The sequence below is a fragment of the Devosia naphthalenivorans genome (genome assembly GCF_003056355.1).
GTDB classification, from domain to species: Bacteria; Pseudomonadota; Alphaproteobacteria; order Rhizobiales; family Devosiaceae; genus Devosia; species Devosia naphthalenivorans.
The window spans coordinates 42,820-61,716 of the sequence record NZ_PYVW01000020.1 but is presented as its reverse complement, the minus strand read 5'-3'; the positions used below and the strand labels follow the sequence as shown (position 1 = coordinate 61,716).

Below are 18,897 nucleotides of genomic sequence, written 5' to 3'. Positions count from 1 at the left end.
CATCGAGAGCCCCTTGCGCCGCCCAATGTCGATCTCAACCCGCTCGCGCAGGCTCAACTGCTCATACAAAGTTCCCATCGCACCAACACCATAGCAGGTGTTGCACTTGTGGCGTGAGTCGAGGGAATCCATCCTGAGGTGGTTCAGCGTACATTAGTGGGTCGTTCGAACCACCTTGCAGCTGTGGGGTGATCTCAAGATGGATCCCGGCCTGCGCCGGGATGACATCGTGGGTGGGGATGGGGTGGCGATAGGATTGGGGGGGCTATGAGTGGACTAGGTTGTTCCACGCTCCAATCGCCACCAGCTTCTACCGGGGCTGGAAATCACCCACTCCGCGCACTATCTAAGTGCAGAACGGCGGCCAATAGGGCCGCGCTTTTGCCTCCCTCACACCCCCGCATCCTTCGCTCACAAATTCGGGATGCAATGCCCCTTAACAGCAGCGATCTTTTGCCTACATAATGGTCCTCACCATGCTGCTTCGTTTTACGACAGATGTTTGCCCATGATTACCACCGACCTCCTCGATATTACCGAAGAGGCCCCAGTCGCGATGCGCCTGGTGCCAGTGCCTGCCTTTGCCGGGCCGAAGGAGGACGACCCCGACAAGGGCGACGGCAAGAGTGGGACCGAGACCGGGACCATCACCAAGACCCGGCCCAAAACCAAGCGCCCCAATCTGTACCGGGTGCTGCTGCTGAACGACGACTACACGCCGATGGAGTTCGTCATTCTGGTTCTACAGGACGTCTTCAACAAATCGCGTGAGGAAGCCGTCCAGATCATGCTGCATGTTCACCAAAAGGGGGTGGGTGAGTGCGGCGTATATCCCTACGAAGTGGCCGAAACCAAGGTCACGCGCGTTATGGATACAGCACGCAAAAACCAGCATCCGCTGCAATGCGTGATGGAAAAGCAATAGGAACATCATATGCCCTCATTTTCCCGCGGACTTGAAAAGGCTCTGCATCAGGCGATGAACCTGGCGCGTGAGCGCAACCACGAGTTCGCAACGCTCGAACACCTGCTGCTGGCCCTGACCGACGACCGTGAGACGATCGCCGTGCTGACCGGTTGCGATGTCGACATCGATGCGCTCAAGAGCGACCTCGAAGATTTCATCAATGAAGAACTCGATAGCCTGATCGTTGCCAATGGTCAGGATGCCCGCCCGACCGCGGCGTTCCAGCGCGTGATTCAGCGCGCGGTTATCCACGTCCAGAGCTCGGGCCGTGAAGAAGTGACCGGCGCCAACGTGCTTGTCGCGATTTTTGCGGAACGGGAAAGCCATGCCGCCTATTTCCTCGAACAGCAGGACATGAGCCGGCTGGACGCGGTCAATTTCATCAGCCACGGGATCACCAAGTCCGGTCCCAGCGAGGAGCGCAAGGTGCGTGGTGCCGAAGACGGCGACAATCACGGGGAAGGCGGGGCGGAAGCCAAGAAGAGCTCGGCTTTGGCCGACTTCTGCGTCAACCTCAACGAGAAGGCGCGTGCCGGCAAGATCGACCCGCTGATCGGGCGCGATGCCGAACTGCGCCGGACCATCCAGGTGCTGTGCCGCCGCTCCAAGAACAACCCAATCTATGTTGGTGACGCCGGCGTCGGCAAGACGGCCATTGCCGAAGGTCTTGCCCGCAAGATCGTCGAGGGTGACGTCCCCGAAGTGCTCAAGGAAGCGGTGATTTATTCGCTCGACATGGGTTCGCTCCTGGCTGGCACCCGCTATCGCGGTGACTTCGAGGAACGTCTCAAGGCCGTGATGAAGGAGCTCGAAAAGCTTCCCAATTCGGTGCTGTTCATCGACGAAATCCACACCATGATCGGTGCTGGCGCTACCTCCGGCGGTGCGCTCGATGCTTCCAACCTGCTCAAGCCAGCCTTGGCGAGCGGCGCGATCCGCTGCATCGGGTCGACCACCTACAAGGAGTACCGGCAGTTCTTCGAAAAGGACCGGGCCTTAGTCCGTCGCTTCCAGAAGATCGACGTCAATGAGCCTTCGGTTCCCGATGCCATCGAGATCGTGAAGGGCCTGCGGCCGTATTTCGAAGAGTTCCACAAGATCAAGTACACCGATGATGCCCTCAAGGCCGCGGTGGAACTGAGCGCGCGGTACATCAATGACCGCAAGCTGCCCGACAAGGCGATCGACGTGCTCGATGAAACCGGCGCTTCGCAGATGCTGGTGACCGAGGACAAGCGCAAGAAGATCATCGATGTCGAGGACATCGAGGCCACGATCGCCACCATTGCGCGCATTCCGCCAAAGTCGGTATCCAAATCCGATGCGGAACTGCTGAGTGGTCTCGAGCAGAGCCTGAAGACTGTGGTGTTCGGGCAGGACAACGCCATCGTGGCGCTGACCTCGGCGATCAAGCTGGCCCGTGCCGGCCTGCGCGAACCGGAAAAGCCGATTGGCTCTTACCTCTTCACCGGACCTACGGGCGTCGGCAAGACGGAAGTTGCCAAGCAGCTTGCCGATACGCTCGGGGTGGAACTGCTGCGGTTCGACATGTCCGAATATATGGAGCGCCATACCGTGTCGCGCCTGATCGGTGCCCCTCCGGGGTATGTCGGGTTCGACCAGGGCGGGCTGCTCACCGATGGCGTGGACCAGCATCCGCACTGCGTGGTGCTGCTCGACGAAATCGAGAAGGCTCACCCCGATCTCTACAACATCCTGTTGCAGGTGATGGACCACGGCAAGCTGACGGACCACAACGGCAAGTCGGTCGACTTCCGCAACGTGATCCTGATCATGACGTCCAATGCCGGCGCCATGGATCTGCAGAAGAGCCCGATCGGGTTCGGCCGCAAGCGCGAGCAGGGCGACGACGAAGAGGCGATCAATCGCATCTTCACGCCGGAATTCCGCAACCGTCTGGACGCGATCATCTCGTTTGCACCGCTGCCGCGCGAAGTCGTGCGCCGCGTTGTCGAGAAGTTCGTGCTGCAGCTTGAGGGCCAGTTGGCCGAGCGTGGCGTTACCATCGTGCTGCAGCCGGAAGCTGCCGATTGGCTGGCCGAGCGGGGCTATGATGAACGCATGGGTGCGCGTCCGCTGGGTCGCGTGATCCAGGAGTACATCAAGAAGCCGCTGGCCGACCAGGTGCTGTTCGGGGAACTCGTCAACGGCGGCACGGTGACCGTGGCCGTGGTTGGCGAAGGCCAGGAAGCCAAGCTGGAACTGATCGCGGTTCCGCCGCGACCAGCCAAGCCCAAGGCTCTGCCCAAGCCGAAAAAGCCCAAGGCAACAGCCGACAAGAGCTAAAACACAAGGCCGGGAGCGATCCCGGCCTTCGTCATTTTCGGGACCCAGCCATGCCCGATTTTCAATTGACCGGATAACGCCGCCCTCCTATTTCACGAGGGTCGAGAAGAAGTCGCCGGTTGGTATCCCGGCTCCGCACCACGCGGAATTCGTCGCGCAAGCGTCCCATCGGCATCATACCTTATTGCTTGGGGTGATGCTGGCGCGGGACCGTTCTCCGTCAGTGTCAGACCTGTTGGAGACCAGACTTTGCCTAAGAAAACTCAAATCGTCCTGCAGCTGCTGATGACCTTCATGATGGCCCTCACCATGTCCGGCATCATGGGCTTTATCAGCATTGGCCCGCAATTTTTCTCCCATTGGCCGCTGAGCTTCATCATCGCGTGGCCGATCGCCTTCATCGTGACACAGATCGTGACGCCGATAGCGTTCAAGCTCGCCTTCTTGATCGCGCCGCCGGCACGCGCCTGAACTTGCCAGAACAAGGGCCGGGAGCGATCCCGGCCTTTTCGCTTGCCTGCATGGCGTTGACTTTGCCCGCGCACTTCCCCCATTAAGAAGTTCTTCGTCGGACTCGGGGCTTCCCGGGTGGCTACTCCGGGCGCCTATCCCTCGGTAACCAACTTATTCTGCCTCCCAGCTGTGCATGGGCAAGCGGGACGCCTGTTGGGTTTCATTCATGTTCAATCTCGACCACTACCGCCAGGAATGGTTCGGTAACATTCGCGGTGATGCGCTTTCGGGCCTCGTCGTGGCACTTGCTCTCGTGCCAGAGGCCATCGCCTTCTCCATTATCGCAGGTGTTGACCCCAAGGTGGGGCTCTACGCCTCGGTGGTGATCGCCATCGTTATCGCCTTCGTGGGCGGGCGCCCGGCCATGATCTCGGCGGCAACGGCGGCCACGGCCGTGTTGATGGGCTCGCTCGTGCGCGAGCATGGCCTGCAATATCTGCTGGCCGCGACCATCCTGGCGGGGTTGCTTCAACTAGGAGCGGGTTGGCTCAATCTGCAGCGGGTGATGCGGTTCGTGTCCAAGTCGGTGATGACGGGCTTCGTCAATGCCCTGGCCATCCTGATCTTTGCAGCCCAATTGCCCGAACTGATCGGTGTGCCGTGGATGACCTATCCCATGGTGGCTGGCGGGCTGGCTATCATTTACCTGTTTCCGCGCCTGACCACAGTGGTTCCGTCTCCGCTGGTCTGCATCATCGTCCTGACCGCCATTGCCTGGTTCTCGGGCATGGATTTGCACACCGTAGGCGAGATGGGCGAATTGCCGCGCGCCTTGCCGACGCTGCTGCTGCCCAATGTGCCGCTGAACCTCGAAACGCTGATGATCATCCTGCCCTATGCAGTGGGCGTCGCGGCCGTCGGACTGCTCGAATCGCTGATGACGGCGCAGATCGTCGATGAGGCGACCGACACCTCGAGCGACAAGCGCCGGGAATGCCTGGGGCAGGGCATCGCCAACATTGCCTCGGCGTTCTTCGGTGGCATGGCCGGCTGCGCGATGATCGGGCAATCCGGCATCAATGTGCGCTCGGGCGGCCGGGGACGGCTGTCGACCTTCCTCGCCGGAGCATACCTGCTGGTCCTGATGGTAATTCTGGGGGACTTGCTGCGGATCATCCCCATGCCGGCACTCGTCGCGATCATGATCATGGTGTCGATCGGCACTTTCGACTGGCGCTCGATTCTCAACCTGCGGGATCATCCACGCAGCTCGTCATTCGTGATGCTGGCGACGGTGGCGTTTGTCGTGGGCACGCACAATCTGGCGATCGGCGTGCTGGTGGGCGTGCTGCTCTCGGGCGTGTTCTTCGCCTGGAAAATCTCGCAGATATTCGCGGTCCGCTCGGAGTTGAGCGAGGACGGCAAGGAGCGGATTTATCAAGTTGCCGGGCAATTGTTTTTTGCTTCCGCCGATCAGTTCACCGCAGCGTTCGATTTCAACGAGCCGGTGGAGAGCGTCATCATCGATCTGGCGCATGCCCATATCTGGGATATTTCCAGCGTCGCCAGCATCGACAAGGTCGTCGTAAAATTCCGGCGCAACGGCGTGAAGGTGTCACTGCAGGGGCTGAACGAAGCCAGTGCGACCATCGTCGACGATCTGGGCCAGCACCAACGAGCCGACGCCGACGTGCTGCTCGGATCGCACTAAAGCCAGAGCAACAGCATCGGGCCGATGAGAATCAGCCCGATGGCCACCACGAAGCGCAGATTGCCGAGCTGGCGGAAGCTCGGGATGCTGAGCACGCTCGACAGAACGAGGAATGCGACGAGGGCAATCAGCGCCGGGGTGAGTGCCTGCAGGTTCAGCGCGGTTCGTTCGTTGAGCTGAAGATAGATCATATGGCCGCCGGCGAAGCCGATCAGCGCGGTGATGACAACGGCCACGGCCTTGGACGTGATCAACAGCGCCATGTCGATGGTCTGGCTGGTCAGCAGAAGCGCCAGCCCCATGGCGGTGACATGCGCGGCGGCAAGGGTCGCGAAGAGTTGGGTGTTGGCGAGCAGCGGCACCATCTCGGGCGGCGCAGTGAGCGGCAATGAGCCGATCATGGGCAGATCGGCGCCATATTGCGACAGCAGGTAGATAACGTAGAGCATCACCAGCGTGCCGGCCGCGAAAACCAGCACGGTCGCCGCCAGCACCTTGAGCAGATCGATGCTGTCTTGTGACACCGGAATGGCTCGCCTTGATGGGGAGAAGAAAATTGGTATGCCGGGAGGGGGTCGAACCCTCGACCATTCGATTAAAAGTCGAATGCTCTACCACTGAGCTACCGGCACGCACCAAATGCTGACGCTGCTGGCGTCGCGGCGGAACATAGTCAGCTTCGTTTTCGTGTCAACCGCTATTGCACGGTCGTAGGGTCGGCAAGAGGAGTTCCAGCGTAAGGCACCGGCATGCAGGAGATCGAGATGCGCTCCAATCGCCCGCAAAGGGCATTGGCCGCCACGACCTCGGCGATGGGTCCGACGATGATGCGCCTTTGGCTGCCAGTTGCGTCATCGGCGACTATCGGGTTGAGGCCAAGCAGCAGTGGACCGAGCTTCATGGAAAGATCGCGCCAGGTGCCGCCTACCAGTTCGGGAGAAACGGCAGTTCCCAGCGCAACGCCGAACGAGCCCATGACTGGCATGGTCATTGCAGCGGTTGCGAGGGCGGGAATTGGCTGATCATCCGGCTGCACAGACATGGCCTCTGGCATAGGGCGCCGGCGGATCGCGACCGAACCTCCCTCGGCGTCGAAGACCACCGGCTCGTCCTGCGTGATCGACGAGGTTATGGTGGCGCGGTCGATGCGGGCCTTGTCGGGCATGACCTCCAGCAATCTGGGCAAGCTTACCTCAAGCGCCCCGACGCGTTGCACTACTTCGTTGCTTTGCTGCTCCTTCAGCGCAAAGCGCGTCAGCAACTGGCTGTTTTCCTGGCCGAGCTCGACCGTCTGCTCCCGCAAATCCGCAACCTGCAGGCGCAATTGCTCCAGCGAAAAGCCTTCGATGCGCGTGCGGTGCAAACCGCCCAGGGCGCTCGATGGCACCAGCGCGGAAAGATTGGCGCCCATGACGGCTATGCCGCAGGTGACCAGCGCGACAATGCCCCAGATCGTAGCGTCCGCCTGCCGAAACTGTTCCGATGCCTTGGCCAAGTCAGCAATCCCTCAGGTCGCATCCGAATCAAGTATTGTGCGAGAATTGAACCATGCCGCCGAGATTAGTGCTTCGCCAACTCTTCCCTGCCATAAATCGGTAAAAATGGGTGGCAATAGACCGCTCAACCGGAGAATGCGTCATGACTGAACTGCTGTCGATCATCCTTGCGGCTGGCGAGGGCACGCGGATGCGATCGACTACGCCCAAGGTTCTGCACCAGGTTGGCGGCATGCCGATCGTGGGGCATGTGGCGCGCGCCGCACGCGAGGCGGGCTCCACGAAAATCGCGCTGGTCACCGGACCCAAGCACGATGCTATTCGCTCCGCCGTCTCGAAGATGCATCCGGACATCGTGCATTTCGAGCAGGGTGAAGCCAAGGGCACAGCGCACGCCGCGTCCATGGCGCGGGACCTGTTCAAGGAGGCAACCGGCTATATCGCCGTGGTCTATGGCGACCATCCGCTGCTGCGCGGGGAGAACTTCCGCGTCGTGCTGGATCGGCTCGATGCCGGCCTGGATGTTGCGATTCTGGGGTTCGAGCCCAAGGACCCAACCGGCTATGGCCGCTTCATCACCGATGGCGATACCCTGCTGGCCATTCGTGAGCACAAGGACGCAACCGAAGCCGAGCGCGGCATTCGGCTGTGCAACGCCTGCATTCTCGCCTTCCGCGCCGAGGTATTTCGAGACCTGATCGACAAGGTCGAAACCAACAACGCGCAGGGCGAATACTATCTTGGCGATCTGGTGGGCCTCGCCAATTCGGCCGGCAAGCGGGTGGGGTATGGCCTGGCACCGGAAAACGACGTCATGGGCGTCAATGACCGCAGCCAACTGGCACGGGCGGAAGGCCTATTCCAGGAAGTCCGGCGCGAGGACTTCATGAAGGCCGGTGTGACGCTGAAAGACCCGGCGAGCGTCTGGTTCTCCTATGATACGGAGATCGCCCAGGACGTTACCATCGAGCCGAACGTGGTGTTCGGCCCCGGCGTGGTCGTCGAGGAAGGGGCGGTGATCCACGCCTTTAGTCACCTCGAAGGCGCTCATGTCGGCCGCAATGCGTCGGTCGGTCCTTTTGCGCGGTTGCGGCCGGATGCGAATCTTGCCGAAGGCGCCAAGGTGGGCAATTTCGTCGAGATCAAAAAAGCCGAGATCGGGCAGGGCGCCAAGGTCAGTCACCTGACCTATATCGGCGACGCCTCGGTGGGCGCTAACGTAAACGTTGGTGCCGGGGTCATTACCGTCAACTATGACGGCTACAACAAGTATCGCACGACCATTGGCGACGGTGCCTTTGTCGGGTCAAACAGCGCATTGGTGGCGCCGGTCACCGTTGGCGCGGGTGCGCTGGTGGCGAGCGGCAGCGTCATCACCCAGGATGTTCCGGCCGATGCGGTGGCCTTTGGCCGGGCACGCCAGGAAAATAAGCTTGGCCACGCGCCAAAAGTCCGCGAGAAGGCACTCGCCAAGAAGGCTGCGAAGGGAAAATAACATGTGCGGTATCGTAGGTATTGTCGGTAGCGCCCCCGTGGCTGGCCGCCTGGTGGATGCGCTCAAGCGGCTGGAATATCGCGGCTATGACAGCGCCGGGGTGGCGACGCTCGAAGGCGGCGACATCGCCCGCCGTCGCGCCGAGGGTAAGCTGGGCAATCTGGCGCAGAAGCTCAGCTTCGAACCGCTTGGCGGGCAGGTAGGCATCGGCCACACACGCTGGGCGACGCATGGCGCGCCGACCGAGCAGAACGCCCATCCGCACACCACTGATCGCGTGGCGGTCGTGCACAACGGCATCATCGAGAACTTCCGCGAACTGCTGGCCGATCTCGCCAAGGACGGCTATCTGCCCCAGACGCAGACGGACACCGAATCCGTCGCGCTATGGGTCAGCCGTGAGATTGCCAATGGTGCCGATCCCGAACTGGCGGTGGCGCGTACGCTGAAAAAGCTCAAGGGCGCCTTCGCGCTCGCCTTCCTGTTCAAGGGCGAAGATGGCCTCCTGATCGCCGCTCGGCACGGCGCGCCTCTGGCGATCGGCTATGGCACGACCGAGATGTATCTGGGCTCCGACGCCATGGCTCTGGCGCCATTCACTTCGCGGCTGACCTATCTCGAAGACGGCGACTGGGCGGTGATCACTCCGGCTGGCGTGACCATCAGGGATGGCATGGATGCCATCGTGCAGCGCGAGCAGCAGCTTTCGCAGGCCTCGGCGCTGCTGGTGGACAAGGGCAACCACCGCCACTTCATGGCCAAGGAAATCTACGAGCAGCCGCAAACCATCTCGCATACGCTGAGCCACTATGTGGACATGGGCGCCGAAAGGGTTGCCATTCGCGAAACCCTGCCGTTCGACTTTGCCGACCTGACGCGCCTCACCATCAGCGCCTGTGGCACGGCCTATCTTGCGGGCGCCGTGGCGAAGTATTGGTTCGAGCGCTATGCGCGGCTGCCGGTGGACATAGATGTGGCGTCCGAATTCCGCTACCGCGAGCCACCGCTGGAAAAAGGCGGGCTGTCGCTGTTCATCTCGCAGTCTGGCGAGACTGCAGATACGCTGGCAGCGCTGCGTTATTGTGCGGGGCAGGGGCAACACGTTGCCTCGTTGGTCAACACGCTGGAATCCACCATTGCGCGGGAATCGAGCGTGGTGTTTCCGATCCTCTGCGGCCCGGAGATCGGCGTCGCATCGACCAAGGCATTGACCGCGCAGCTCACGGCTCTTGCCAGCCTTGCCATCGCGGCAGGCCGTGCGCGTGGTGTGCTGAGCGCCGAGCAGGAGGCGGAGTTCGTGCGCGACCTCGTGCATCTGCCGACGGCGGTGGCGCAGGCGCTCAACACCGAAACCCAGATCATGGACATTGCCAAGCGCCTGAGCAAGGCCAAGGATGTGCTCTATCTGGGTCGCGGCCCGATGTTCCCGATCGCCATGGAAGGCGCATTGAAGCTCAAGGAAATCAGCTATATCCACGCAGAAGGTTATGCAGCAGGTGAACTCAAGCACGGCCCCATTGCCCTGGTTGACGAGGACATGCCGGTGATCGTGGTGGCGCCCTCGGACGAGTTGGTCGACAAGACGCTGAGCAACATGCAGGAAGTGGCGGCGCGCGGTGGCAAGATCATCCTGATTACCGATGCCGAGGGTGCGGGCACGGTGGGGCATGGGGTGGCAGATGTGATCGTTATCCCGCATGTATCGAGCTTCGTGGCGCCGATCCTGGCGACCATTCCGGTGCAGTTGCTGGCGTATCATACGGCCGTGTTCATGGGCACGGATGTTGACCAGCCGCGGAATTTGGCGAAGTCAGTGACGGTGGAGTAGGGCTCCTTCGCACATCACAAGCACAGCGCTGTCCTCGGACTTGATCCGAGGACCATTGTCCCACTTGTGCCGCGTTGCGAGTGACCCTCGGAACAGGTCTGAGGGCAGCGTGGTGGACCGGAGAGAGGTGTGCTTATCCTGCCCTGATTAGCGGAATCGCCAGGTCCTTCCTGAACAAATACAACGCTGTGCGCGCCGCCTCTCCCTCGTCGCCCGTCAGGCCGGGGTTCCGCGCCAGCAATTCCTTGGCGTCATCATGGGCAAAGTCGAGCAGATGACGGTGTACGTCGGGCACGGCCAGCCGATAGCCGGGCATGCCGGACTGGCGGGTGCCCAACACGTCGCCTTGCCCGCGCAGTTCCAGATCGCGTTCGGCGATTTCGAAACCGTCCTCGGTGGATTTAATGGTATCGAGGCGCGCCCTTGCGGTTTCGCTCAAGGGGTCCTTGTAGAGCAGCAGGCACGCGGAGCGCTGCGAACCGCGCCCAACCCGGCCGCGCAGCTGATGCAATTGCGCCAGGCCGAAGCGCTCGGCATGTTCGATGATCATGATCGAGGCATTGGGCACATCGACCCCCACTTCGATCACCGTGGTGGCGACCAGCAGTTTGAGCTCATTGGCGGAAAAGCGCTGCATCACTTCCTGCTTGGCGGTGGCGCTCATGCGGCCATGCACCAGCGCCACCTGGTCGCCAAACACCTTTTGCAACTCGGCAAAGCGGTCTTCCGCCGCAACAACGTCGAGGTGTTCGCTTTCTTCCACCAGCGGACATACCCAGAACGCCTGGGCACTTTCTCCGAGTCGGGCCTGAAGGCGCGCAATGACCCTGGCGTAATCGCCGATGGAAAGAACTGCCGTATCTATCGGCTGACGGCCGCGCGGCTTCTCGCGCAGGATGCTGACGTCCATGTCGCCGAAATGGGTCAACACCAGCGTGCGCGGAATGGGGGTCGCCGTCATCACCAGCAAGTCGGTGTGCTTGCCCTTGTCCGATAGCGCCAACCGCTGGTGGACGCCGAAGCGGTGCTGCTCGTCAACCACCGTCAGGCCAAGATTCTGGAACTCCACGCCGGACTGGAACAGGGCATGGGTGCCAACGACGATGGTAGTGTCGCCACTGGCGATGCCGGCGAGTTTCGCCCGGCGCTCGGCGGCGCCCATCTTGCCGGTCAACAATTCACAGCCGAGCCCAGCCATGTCGCAAAGCGGTTTCACCGTCTTGAAATGCTGCGCAGCCAGAAGCTCCGTCGGCGCCATAAGTGCGGATTGGGCGCCGCTTTCGGCCATCGCAGCCATGGCCATGAGAGCGACCACGGTTTTACCCGCGCCAACATCGCCCTGCAGCAGGCGCGACATGCGGTCGGGCGAGGCGAGATCCGCGCGAATTTCGTCCACTGCCTTCTGCTGCCCCTCGGTGAGGGAGAAGGGTAGGGCGTGGGTTACCCGTCGCGTGATCTCGCCGGTGAAGGTGCGGGCGATCCCGCGGTCGGCCACCATGGTCGAGCGGATCAGCTGCAGCGTCAGCTGGCCGGCAAAATATTCGTCATAGGCCAGCCGCATGCGGGCCGGACCCCACAATTCGGCTTCGTCGGGCGTTGCCGGCAAATGCACCGACTTCATCGCATGGGCAAAGGCCGGCCACTGGCGTTGCTCCAGCATCCGCGCACTGGCCCATTCGGGAAGCGGGGGTATGGTTTCCACCACCTGGCGCACCAGCTTGGTGAGGGCCTTCGAACTCAGCCCCTGGGTAAGCGGGTAAACCGGCTCGACCAGCGGCAGGGTGGCGAATTTGTCGGGCTCGACAATGTAGTCGGGGTGGGTGATCTGCTTTTCGCCGTTGAAGAACCCGATCTGCCCGGAAACAAAGCGCTCTTCTCCCTCGGGCAGGGCCTTCTCCACCCAGCCGCCCTGCGCGCGGAAAAACACCAGCTGGACGTCGCCGGTCTCGTCATGGGCAAAAACCCGATGGGGCACATGTGGCTTGCCGCGGGGCGGCGGCTGGTGCCTGTCGATATGAAGACGCAGCGTCACGATCTGGTTGAGATAGGCCTCGGCGATGCCGACCTGCCGCCGCCGATCCACCACGCCTGTCGGCATGTGCATCAGAATATCGAGGGCAATCGCCTCCTGCCCTTCCGGCGCGCCGAAATAGCGCGTCAGCAAGGCAGCCAGCTTGTCGCCCACGCCCTTGATGGAGTGCAGGGAACGAAACAATGGCGAAAGGGATTCCGGGCGAGATACCAAGCGATTCTCCTTGGGTGGAGAGTATTGGTGAGTACTTCAAGCCACAACCACCGGCGCTCAGCGCAGCACAAGCGAGGGCGTCGTGTACCGCGACGAGCAGCGGTAAAGGGCTGACAACTTCACCATATCTGGTTACACAGGCGTCCAAAGCGAGAACAAGCGGGATCATGGTGTGTCAAATGACGGCCGGTGAAGACATTGCCATTCGCCGCAAGAAGCTGCGGTATCGGGCCTGGCATCGTGGAACGCGCGAGATGGATCTGGTGTTGGGGCCCTATGCCGACACACACACCGATAGCATGGATGACAGCCAGCTTGACCGGCTCGAAGCCCTGATGAGCGAGGAGGACCCGCCATTGCTGACCTGGGTGATGGGGCAGGAAACGCCGCCGGACCACGTCGACAAGGCGTTTCTGGCCGAGGTGATTGCCGATCATCAGGCACGGGTAGGAAAATGAACGAACTGGTCGCCCAGCGCCCCACGCGCACCATCGCCAATGTGCCCGATGGCATGCAGCCCATGGTGCTGGCGCGGCTGATCCAGCAGCGCGTCGAAGCTGCGCCCGATGATGCCGCAAGCATCGTCTTTGTGGCGCGCGATGGTCGGCGGCTGCAGCGCATGGCCGATATCTTGACCGCCATGCTGCCCGGCCACACCATCCTGACGCTGCCGGCCTGGGACTGCCTGCCCTACGATCGCGTGTCGCCCAACAACGTCACTATTGCCGCGCGCATGAACACGCTGGCGGCGCTGACCAGCGGAGCCAAGGGCGCTGTGGTGCTGACAGCGGTCAACGCCTTGATCCAGCGCCTGCCGCCGCGAGACGTGGTGGAAACCATGTCGTTTTCGGCCGCCACCGGGCGGATCGTCGATAGCGAAAAGCTGATCGCCTGGGCCGCCAACAATGGCTATCTGCGCGTGCCAACGGTGCGCGAAAGCGGCGAATATGCGGTGCGCGGCGGGCTGGTGGATCTGTTCCCCGCCAGCGCCGAAGCTCCCTTGCGGTTCGACTTCTTCGGCAGCCAGCTTGAATCGATCCGCACCTTCGATCCGGATACCCAGCGCACCACGGGGCAGCTCAAGCGCGTCGACCTGACGCCGATGAGCGAAGTGGTGTTGACCGATGAAACCATCCGCCGCTTCCGCCAGAACTACACGGCGGCTTTTGGCGGCAACACGGTAGACGACACGCTCTATGCCTCCGTCAGCGGCGGCGCGCGGTATTCAGGCACCGAACACTGGCTGCCGTTCTTCTATGAACATCTCGATACGCTGGCCGCCTATGTCGGCGACGCGCCCTTTGTGTTCGATGAACAGGCGGCGGAGGCCTATGCCGACCGTGTCGAGCAGGTGCGTGACTATTATGAGGCGCGCGAAACAGCACGGCTGGCGCCGGTGGTTGCCGGGGCAGGGGCGCCCTACAAGCCGATCAAGCCCGAACTGCTCTACGCCGTGGACGAGCATCCCTATGCGCTGGCCGGCGCATCGGTGGTGCAACTCAGCCAATTCCTCGCGCCCGGCACCAAGGCGGTCGACGATGCCGGCGGGCAGATCGCCCCCAGCTTCGCCGCCGAGCGGCTGGCGCAGGATACCAACCTCTTCCAGGCGGTCGTCAACCGGCTGCTGGCCGAACGGCGCAATGGACGCCGGGCCATCGTCGCGTGCTGGAGCACTGGTACCCGCGACCGCATGGTTCAGGTGCTAAGGGATCATGGCCTGACCAATCCGCGTCTCGCCGAGAACTGGCGCGATGCCGAAACCACTAGCGCTGCGACGACATCGCTCGTCGTGCTGCCGCTCGAAACCGGATTCGAAACCAATGACCTGATCGTTCTGAGCGAGCAGGACATCCTGGGCGAACGCATCCTGCGGCCCCAGCGCAAGAAAAAGGCTTCGGATGCCCTGACCGAGGCTGCGAGCTTGGCAGCGGGCGACCTGGTGGTCCATGTCGATCATGGTATTGGCCGTTTCCTTGGTCTCAAGGTCATTCAGGCGGGCGGCGCGCCTCACGAATGCGTCGAACTCGAATATGGCGGAGATACCAAGCTTTACCTGCCGGTCGAAAACATCGAGCTGCTGACCCGCTATGGGTCCGACGACGGCAATGTCACGCTCGACAAGCTCGGCGGCGTCGCGTGGCAGGCCAAGAAGGGCCGGCTCAAGAAGCGCATCCGCGAAATGGCGGAGCAGTTGATCAAGATCGCTGCCGCCCGCCTGCTGACGCGCGCAGATGTGATCGAGATCAATCCCGGCGCTTACGACGAATTCGCGGCTCGTTTCCCCTATGAGGAAACCGAAGACCAGATGGCCGCCATTGAGGCCGTGTTCGATGATGTCACCTCCGGCCGCGTCATGGACCGCCTCGTGTGTGGCGACGTCGGCTTCGGCAAGACCGAAGTGGCGCTGCGCGCGGCCTTCGCAGTCGCGCTGAGCGGCAAGCAGGTTGCCGTGGTGGTGCCGACGACGCTGCTGTCGCGGCAGCACTACAAGACGTTTGCCGAGCGGTTCGTCGGCCTGCCGGTGCGGGTGCGTCAGGCCTCGCGCATGGTGGGGTCGGCCGAGCTTAAAGCGACCAAGGAAGGCTTAGCAGACGGCCAGGTCGATATCGTCATCGGCACGCATGCGCTGCTGTCCAAGACCATCAAGTTCAAGGATTTGGGCATGGTGATCGTCGACGAAGAGCAGCACTTTGGCGTTGGCCACAAGGAGCGTCTCAAGGAGCTCAAGGCCAATGTGCATGTGCTGACGCTTACGGCGACACCGATCCCGCGCACCCTGCAACTGGCGCTTACCGGCGTTCGTGATCTGTCGCTGCTGGCAACGCCGCCGGTGGACCGCCTGGCCATCCGCACGTTCATTTCGCCCTTCGATCCGCTGTCCATCCGCGAGGCGCTGCTGCGCGAAAAGTATCGTGGCGGACAGAGCTTCTATGTCGTCCCACGTATCAAGGACCAGGCCGATATCGCCGAATTCCTGCGGGTACAGGTGCCGGAGGTGTCGTTCGTCGTCGCGAACGGGCAGATGGCGCCGGGCGAACTCGACGACATCATGAACGCCTTCTACGACAATAAATTCGACGTTCTGGTTGCCACGACCATCGTGGAGTCCGGCCTCGACATCCCCAATGCAAATACTTTGATCGTGCATAGTGCGGATAATTTCGGGCTGGCGCAGCTGTATCAGATCCGCGGCCGTATCGGACGGGCGAAGGCGCGTGCCTACGCTCTCTTCACCGTGCCAGCCGACCGGAAGTTGACCGACACCGCTGAGCGCCGACTTGGCGTCTTGCAGTCGCTCGAAAGCCTGGGCGCAGGGTTCCAGCTTGCCAGCCATGACCTCGATATTCGTGGCGCCGGCAATCTGCTGGGCGATGAGCAATCGGGCCATATCCGCGAAGTCGGTTACGAGCTTTACCAGTCCATGCTGGAAGAAGCGGTCGCCAACCTTAGGAATGGCGATGAAGACTACGAAGACAAGAACGAGTGGAGCCCGCAGATTTCGCTGGGCATGCCGGTCATGATTCCCGAGCATTACGTGCCCGATTTACAGCTGCGCATGCAGCTCTATCGGCGTCTGGGCGATCTCACCGATATTCGCGACATCGACGCGGCTGGTGCCGAGCTCATCGACCGGTTCGGGCCGCTGCCCGACGAGGTCGAGGCGCTGCTCAAGGTCATCCTGGTCAAGGCGCTCTGCCGCCAGGCCAATGTCGAAAAGGTCGACGCCGGACCCAAGGGCGCCGTCCTCACGCTGCGCAACAATGAGTTCCCCAATCCGGCCGCGCTTGTCCGCATGGTGAGCGACATTTCCAACCAGGTTCGCATCAAGCCCGATCAGAAACTCGTGTTCGTGCGCAACTGGCCGACCCCAAATGACCGTCTGAAGGGGGCGGCCGCAATCCTCTCACGCCTAGCAAAACTGGCCGAAAATGCGGCTTGATGGGGGCCATGCTTACCCTATCTGCCATAATGCTTTGGCAAGTATCGTCGGTCATGTTATTGCCCGATTTCAGCACTTGAAGGGCAGTTCTATTCTCGAGGTGGCGTTGGCCACCGGGACCGCCAAAGAAGCCAAGGATATTCTATGAACTTCAGGAAACCTCTCGTCGCCGGTTTTGCGGTGGCTGCGCTCATGCTGTCCCCGCTCTCGGCCTTCGCTCAGGAAACGCCAGCGCCGGAAGCACCGGCAGCCGAAACACCCGCCGCTCCCGCCCCAAGCGCTCCCGATGCTGCTGCCGGTGGTACGGCCGCAACCCCAGGCCAGAACTGGCTCAAGGTTTGCGATCCGCTGCCAGATGGGCAGGAGGCCTGCATCATGCGCCAAGTGGTTCTGGCGAACGGCCAGTTCCTCGGCTCGTTCCTGCTGCGTGATGACCCGGGTCAGGAAAGTCGCCTGCTCGCCGTCGCCGCCGTACCGCTAGGTGTCCTGCTGCCATTCGGCCTGACCTGGCAGATCGACGGCGCCAAGCCGGTTCGCGTGCCCTACATGCTGTGCGATCCGACTTCTTGCGCAACCCAGCTGGTCATCAACGAGCAGTATGTGAACTCGCTCAAGCGCGGCAGCACCCTGAAGCTGACGGCCAAGAACCGCCAGAACGAAGACCTGACCATCGAGATCACCCTGGCTGGCTTCACGGCTGCCTATGACGGCGACGCTTCGCTCAGCTTCGACGAATTCCGCCAGGAAACCTCCGGCGAGAACGCGCTGGAGCAGGTTCTGCAGGACCGCGCCGAAGAACTGCGCCGTCAGCTGGATGGCGAAGCTGCCGCTCCGGCCGAAGGTGAAGCCTCTGAGGCTGAAGCGCCCGCTGAGCCGGCACCAGCCGCCCAGTAAAATCCGGCGATCTGATTTGGAGAAGGGCGCGGGAAACCGCGCCCTTTTTCTTTGCGTGGAGCATGTAGCACCGAATAGGTCCTAGTAGACCTCATCCTGAGCCTGTCGAAGGACGAGGTCGTGGCACCAAGCCTCCACTCGCTCGACCTCGTGGTTCGACAGGCTCACCATGAGGTCTCCAGAGTCGCATGCCGCGCGGAAGAACCTACCGCCCGCCCATGCCTACGGAGAATGCCTGACGCCGCAGGCTCGGCATCAGCTTCAAAGCCCACACGCCCCCTGCGCGCAGTGCCTGCATGGGCACCATCTCGGCGAGCAGCGAGCGGAACAACGTGTCGACCATGCCGCCGGTGCGCACCAGATCGGCCGCACGGCGCTGGGCATAGTCCCGGCTCACCCTATTGGCCCAATTGGGCCGGGAACGGTCGATTTCGGCGAGGGCAGCCGCGAGATCCGCAACATCCCGCAGTCCGAGATTGAGGCCTTGTGCGCCGATGGGCGGGAAGGCGTGAGCAGCTTCGCCCACCAGCACGACGCCGTTCTTGCCCGCGTGATCCACTGCCAGCGTGCTGAGCGGGAAGATGAAACTTGGCGTGGTCACCTTGATGCTGCCGAGCAATCGCTGCGATCGCTCCAGCAGTGCCGTGGTGAATTCCTCCTTGCTCCCGGCCTGGGCGGCCTTGAGTACGGCAAGCTGGTCGATCCACACCAGATTGGCCCGCTTGTCACCCGCAGGAACCAGCGTAAAAGGCCCGTTCGGATAGTGAAACTCGATGGACGTGCCGCCGATGGGTCGGGACAGTTCCAGATCGCAAACCAGCGCGGCCTGCTCGAATGCACTTTCGCGCACGGCGAAACCTGCGGACGCCCGCACCACTGATTTCTTGCCGTCCGCCCCTACCAGCAGCGGCGCCTCAGCCACCGAGCCGTCGCTCAACTGAACCCGGTGACCAGCTTCTGTACTTTCAATCCGTGAGACCATCAGGTCGCGCGTGGCGAGGCTCGGTAGCGTTGTGGCAACCTCCTCGAATCTCTGCAGGAGCTTCGCGTTGGCAAAGTTCCATCCGAATGCCTCAAGGCCGGCTTCGCCTGCTTCGAACAAAGTCTCGGGCGCGCGGATCAGGCGGTTGGTGGCATCGATGATGCGGATTTGGGTGAGTGCGTGCCCCAGCTTCTCCGGTTCATCGATCAGCCCGGCGCTGCGCAGATAATCGACGCTGGGCATCATCAGCGCCGACGTCCTGCGGTCAAGCTGGCCCTTTGGTGCAAGGTGCAGCGTGTCGAGCCCGGCCTTCGCTAGGGCGATGGCGGATGCGGCACCGGTGAGCCCGCCGCCGACCACGATTGCATCATGCGCGCTCATCGATCAAAAATCTCGTCGGAGAAAGAGACGGTCGCACAAAACAGCTGCATGAGGCGGCACTCGCGTGATTGATGAGCCAATTTAGCACCCGCCGAGGCTCGCAGGCCAGCCTTGAGCGGCACGGGTCGTGCTGCCGAACGCCGCATCGCAACAAACTCTGACGCCGAGGCTTTCCGAAACACTGCGCTCCCCGTAAAC

The 18,897-nt window shown here is 62.1% G+C and carries 13 protein-coding genes, 1 tRNA gene and 1 other annotated feature; of the genes, 9 read left to right on the top strand and 5 right to left on the bottom strand.

Features of this window, described 5'->3' with window-relative positions; translation table 11 throughout:
* The first annotated feature begins 556 nt into the window (after positions 1-556).
* The 4 genes from clpS (at position 557) to C8264_RS19605 (ending at position 5,438) form a co-directional block, all read left to right on the top strand.
* Positions 557-925 (top strand): ATP-dependent Clp protease adapter ClpS, encoded by a 369-nt coding sequence (gene clpS / locus C8264_RS19620; RefSeq protein ID WP_108462683.1) that lies wholly within the window; start codon positions 557-559, stop codon positions 923-925.
* 9 nt (positions 926-934) lie between these two features.
* Positions 935-3,274: an ATP-dependent Clp protease ATP-binding subunit ClpA gene (clpA, locus tag C8264_RS19615; protein WP_108462676.1), complete on the top strand. Its 2,340-nt coding sequence runs from the start codon at positions 935-937 to the stop codon at positions 3,272-3,274.
* Between the two features lie 249 nt (positions 3,275-3,523).
* Positions 3,524-3,745, top strand: a complete 222-nt coding sequence (locus C8264_RS19610; RefSeq protein ID WP_108462675.1) for a DUF2798 domain-containing protein — start codon at positions 3,524-3,526, stop codon at positions 3,743-3,745.
* Between the two features lie 96 nt (positions 3,746-3,841).
* Positions 3,842-3,896 (top strand) — a sequence feature (sul1 is cis-regulatory element that is thought to sense ions involved in sulfur or methionine metabolism; They are found in Alphaproteobacteria).
* A 57-nt stretch (positions 3,897-3,953) separates the two neighbouring features.
* Positions 3,954-5,438, top strand: a complete 1,485-nt coding sequence (locus tag C8264_RS19605) for a SulP family inorganic anion transporter (protein WP_108462674.1) — start codon at positions 3,954-3,956, stop codon at positions 5,436-5,438.
* Here C8264_RS19605 and C8264_RS19600 read toward each other — a convergent pair.
* The 3 genes from C8264_RS19600 to C8264_RS19590 form a co-directional block, all read right to left on the bottom strand.
* Complete coding sequence (locus C8264_RS19600; protein WP_108462673.1) at positions 5,435-5,962, bottom strand: hypothetical protein; 528 nt, start codon at positions 5,960-5,962, stop codon at positions 5,435-5,437. The two genes, C8264_RS19605 and C8264_RS19600, sit on opposite strands and share 4 nt — an antisense overlap.
* 33 nt (positions 5,963-5,995) lie before the next feature.
* Positions 5,996-6,070: transfer RNA gene (locus tag C8264_RS19595), tRNA-Lys, on the bottom strand.
* 65 nt (positions 6,071-6,135) lie between these two features.
* On the bottom strand, positions 6,136-6,933 hold the full coding sequence (locus C8264_RS19590) for a hypothetical protein (protein WP_108462672.1): 798 nt from the start codon (positions 6,931-6,933) through the stop codon (positions 6,136-6,138).
* A gap of 143 nt (positions 6,934-7,076) precedes the next feature.
* Between C8264_RS19590 and glmU the strand changes: the two genes are divergently transcribed.
* Positions 7,077-8,429 (top strand): bifunctional UDP-N-acetylglucosamine diphosphorylase/glucosamine-1-phosphate N-acetyltransferase GlmU, encoded by a 1,353-nt coding sequence (glmU, locus tag C8264_RS19585; RefSeq protein ID WP_108462671.1) that lies wholly within the window; start codon positions 7,077-7,079, stop codon positions 8,427-8,429.
* A 1-nt stretch (position 8,430) separates the two neighbouring features.
* Positions 8,431-10,257 (top strand): glutamine--fructose-6-phosphate transaminase (isomerizing), encoded by a 1,827-nt coding sequence (gene glmS / locus C8264_RS19580; RefSeq protein WP_108462670.1) that lies wholly within the window; start codon positions 8,431-8,433, stop codon positions 10,255-10,257.
* A 133-nt stretch (positions 10,258-10,390) separates the two neighbouring features.
* On the opposite strand, the gene recG is transcribed toward glmS, so the two are convergent.
* Entirely contained in the window at positions 10,391-12,502 is a 2,112-nt protein-coding gene (gene recG, locus C8264_RS19575) for an ATP-dependent DNA helicase RecG (protein ID WP_108462669.1), read from the bottom strand.
* A gap of 179 nt (positions 12,503-12,681) precedes the next feature.
* Between recG and C8264_RS19570 the strand changes: the two genes are divergently transcribed.
* The 3 genes from C8264_RS19570 to C8264_RS19560 all read left to right on the top strand — a co-directional run bounded on the left by C8264_RS19570 (position 12,682) and on the right by C8264_RS19560 (position 17,336).
* Positions 12,682-12,960 carry an FAD assembly factor SdhE gene (locus tag C8264_RS19570; RefSeq protein ID WP_245893404.1) on the top strand — a complete coding sequence of 93 codons (279 nt, stop codon included), beginning with the start codon at positions 12,682-12,684 and terminating at the stop codon, positions 12,958-12,960.
* A complete protein-coding gene (mfd, locus tag C8264_RS19565; protein WP_108462667.1) occupies positions 12,957-16,442 on the top strand; it encodes a transcription-repair coupling factor in 3,486 nt (1,161 codons plus the stop codon). Before C8264_RS19570 ends, mfd begins: the two co-directional genes overlap by 4 nt.
* Before the next feature lie 144 nt (positions 16,443-16,586).
* Positions 16,587-17,336, top strand: a complete 750-nt coding sequence (locus tag C8264_RS19560) for an invasion associated locus B family protein (RefSeq protein ID WP_108462666.1) — start codon at positions 16,587-16,589, stop codon at positions 17,334-17,336.
* 205 nt (positions 17,337-17,541) lie between these two features.
* On the opposite strand, the gene C8264_RS19555 is transcribed toward C8264_RS19560, so the two are convergent.
* Positions 17,542-18,699: an FAD-dependent monooxygenase gene (locus C8264_RS19555; RefSeq protein WP_108462665.1), complete on the bottom strand. Its 1,158-nt coding sequence runs from the start codon at positions 18,697-18,699 to the stop codon at positions 17,542-17,544.
* Positions 18,700-18,897 lie beyond the last annotated feature (198 nt).